General features: G+C 32.7%; 3 protein-coding genes and 1 pseudogene. All 4 read right to left on the bottom strand.

The annotated features are described in order from the left end of the window. Nucleotides 1-228: 228 nt before the first annotated feature. Nucleotides 229-576, bottom strand: coding sequence for a hypothetical protein (locus tag ASC36_RS09920; RefSeq protein WP_073961272.1), 348 nt, complete (start codon nucleotides 574-576; stop codon nucleotides 229-231). Between the two features lie 7 nt (nucleotides 577-583). Beyond that, nucleotides 584-1,519: an RHS repeat-associated core domain-containing protein gene (locus tag ASC36_RS10975; protein ID WP_055426343.1), complete on the bottom strand. Its 936-nt coding sequence runs from the start codon at nucleotides 1,517-1,519 to the stop codon at nucleotides 584-586. Between the two features lie 130 nt (nucleotides 1,520-1,649). Continuing rightward, nucleotides 1,650-1,883 (bottom strand): hypothetical protein, encoded by a 234-nt coding sequence (locus tag ASC36_RS09910; RefSeq protein ID WP_055426342.1) that lies wholly within the window; start codon nucleotides 1,881-1,883, stop codon nucleotides 1,650-1,652. Nucleotides 1,884-2,167: 284 nt separating this feature from the next. Next, nucleotides 2,168-2,956: pseudogene (locus tag ASC36_RS09905) on the bottom strand (hypothetical protein); the annotation flags it as partial.

Genomic DNA, 2,956 nt, shown 5'->3' with positions numbered 1-2,956 from the left:
ACCAGCTTAACAGGGCTTTGATAACAATACCCATAGGTATTATGATTAAATGAGTTATACACTCCCCCGTTGTGTTGCCCGTCTATGTAATGTTCCCTCTCCAGAACCGGGTTGTAACCGCTTAATGGATCAGTACTAAAGAATATATTTTCATAAAATTATTACTTACAAACTATTAAGAAAAAGCGGAACAACTAATTCCGCTTTTTCATTATTCTCTTAGTTAATTTATTCATATATTTTACCTTCACATTCTCCCCATGGAAAACTTAGTATTGTATCTTTTTTATGAATATAAAACACTAATTCTCCTTTTCGTTTTATTAACGTATCCCCTACCGACATATATTCTCTATATTGTACCCACCAACGTCCTTCATCTTTACATTCACAAGGCTCCTTAGTTAACAAATTTCTTCCTTTTGCGTTCAAATAAGGTGTACTTGTGGATAATTCTTGTTCTATAATAAGTAAACACTCTCTTTCCTTTGCTGCTTGTGCTGCCTTATCACAGTCAATTTTTAAGCAAGAAATTAATGAACAAGTCCCCATTAATAAAATAAATACCTTTTTCATTACAATTCTATTTTTTAGTAAACCAACTGCCTATTCTACGGATTCCATTGCTTAGCTTATAAGATTCAGCCTGAGACACGGTAGCTCCTGCTCCAAAACCTATTCCTGCATTTATCCCTATGGTTCGTACTCCTTGACGAGTTTTTTGTAATCTTCCACTAATATTTTCAGCGGACACCGAATATGCGCCACCTAATAATAGAGAACCTTCATATCCTATATCCGTACCTGCAAGCCCAGCTAAAACATCATTATTTCCTCCATAATTATCATGTATTGCTAATTGAAATCCCGTCTTTAACCCCGGAATTTCCGGTTTTACTCCCACACTACCTCCGGCACCAACTACTAAAGCTGCATCCCCGTTACCAACAGCTACTCCTATGGAAAAACCGCCTTCTACTCCTACCCCCCTTGCGGAAACTGTATAACTGATACTAAATGCATCATTTCTATAAGGGCTGTATCTTCCATATTGACCGCTTGATACCGCATTACGATACGCTCTGTTTATATAACCGGGTAAAGCACTTTTATTCCCTACCACTAAAATTGCTTGCTCCACTTCGTTAGTATCTAAAGAACGCGAATAACTCACACTGTTTCGGTAATCATCAATACTGAATGTTCCATCCTTTGCTTTATGTATTTTTCCATCAATTCCATGTTCTCTCCTGTACTGACCAGCTTCTTTCCTTGTTTCAAACAATCCGTACGGATCTACAAAGTTAGTTGGATTGTTAAAAGCGTAACGATACGGACTCATATTTGGTGCTAATTCTGCCAACGGGTCCACACTTAACCACACACTCTCCCTCGGGTTGTAGTATCTTGCGCCGTAATAGTACTCATCCAATCCAGCTCTGCGTACGTTTTTTTCGTCTAAAGCCGGGAGATTTTTCCTTAAAAATAGTGAATAATAGGGATTATTCCTAATAGTCATAAGGGTAAATGTAATTTTTTTTTAAGTGTTATAAAATATTTTTTTATCTTTTTGTTTAAAGTTTTTCTTCTTTTTTTTAGGAAATTAATTACTAGAAACAACCCCGCAAAATGCGGGGTTTATTATCTAATTATTTGCCTTCATTTTTTATACTTCCATCTATATCTAAGTTAATCCTTTCATAAGACCATAATATATTATTAAATTGAAATTGTTTATCTGTTAAAAAATTTGAATAAGTTTGAGATGGCTTAATTTTACCACTTTGTAGTTTATGTTCTTCTTTTCTAAATAAATTTAATACAACGTGAATCAAATTATCCCTTTCTATAAATTTTTCTTCTTTATTATATTTTAAAATCATAATATCATTCAATAAAATTTTCTTTTCAATTGGATATTTAAAATAACCTGCATCTAAACTATCTAAACTTTCATAAAATTTTATTGCTTTATCATACTCTCGTCTTCGTAATAATAAATCTGATTTTTTTACTGCATACTCTATTTTAGTTAAAGAATCATTTTTAAATTGTCGTTCTATTTTTACTAGATATTTTTTATCGGAATCACTTAATCCTTCTGAAGATGTTTTTTTTTACTCTTATACATGAATGCAGAGCAAATATAAATCCTAGTGATAATAAACTAATATTTAATAGCTTTTTTTGCATTTGTATTTTTATTTAATGGTAACCCTCTATTCGTGCCAAATAAGCCTCCGCCTTTTCCTGAATCTATTCGTAAACTTACTGGAATTAGAATAATTGGATGAATTATTACTGGTGTATACATATTATCTCTTTCATGATATAAATTTATATTCATGGAAAGTGTTTTTTGATAATCTTTATACTCTAATGCCTTACTTAATGGAATGGAAAATATAGCTTCTCTTCCAGATGGAATTGAATTTACAGTTGGCATCAAGGTTTTAGTTTCTCCATTCATATATGCATAATCGAGAGTTGCTGTTCCGCCTGCTACTGGAGTAATATTTCCATTGGAAGAATTAATATTTTCAACAAATGCTTGAATACGAAGTCCAGTAATTTCTTTATTCTTATCTAAATTGATTTGTTGATTTAAACTTATACTTATTCTACCATTTAAACTTAATCTAGTCCATTCCGTAACTACATTTCCATCTTCTTCTGAAGATATAGAGCCATATTTAGTTCTTTGAAAATCTTGTTGATTATTAGCTCCTAAATAGTCTAAAACATCTCCATCATTTTTGCCAATATATATCTGTCCTGGTTTGGTATTATTTTTTGAAGTAACTTCTTCATCCCAAATTATTCTACTTCCTTGCTGTACCCAATCCTCCCCTTTCATTCCCGTTGGGTCGGTATACTTAAGTGGATTTTGGTAGGTGTACTGATACAGGGTCATTGTTTTTTCAAACAACGGGTCCACACTCAACCACACACTCTC

It is taken from the genome of Apibacter mensalis (genome assembly GCF_001418685.1).
In the GTDB taxonomy this organism is placed as follows: domain Bacteria; phylum Bacteroidota; class Bacteroidia; order Flavobacteriales; family Weeksellaceae; genus Apibacter; species Apibacter mensalis.
This window is presented reverse-complemented; position numbering and strand designations above follow the sequence as displayed.

What these genes read in the sequence shown, in the direction of transcription:
- ASC36_RS09920 (WP_073961272.1), bottom strand. Translation starts at nt 576, where the DNA reads ATGAAAAAGGTATTTATTTTATTAATGGGGACTTGTTCATTAATTTCT.
- ASC36_RS10975 (WP_055426343.1), bottom strand. Translation starts at nt 1,519, where the DNA reads ATGACTATTAGGAATAATCCCTATTATTCACTATTTTTAAGGAAAAAT.
- ASC36_RS09910 (WP_055426342.1), bottom strand. Translation starts at nt 1,883, where the DNA reads ATGATTTTAAAATATAATAAAGAAGAAAAATTTATAGAAAGGGATAAT.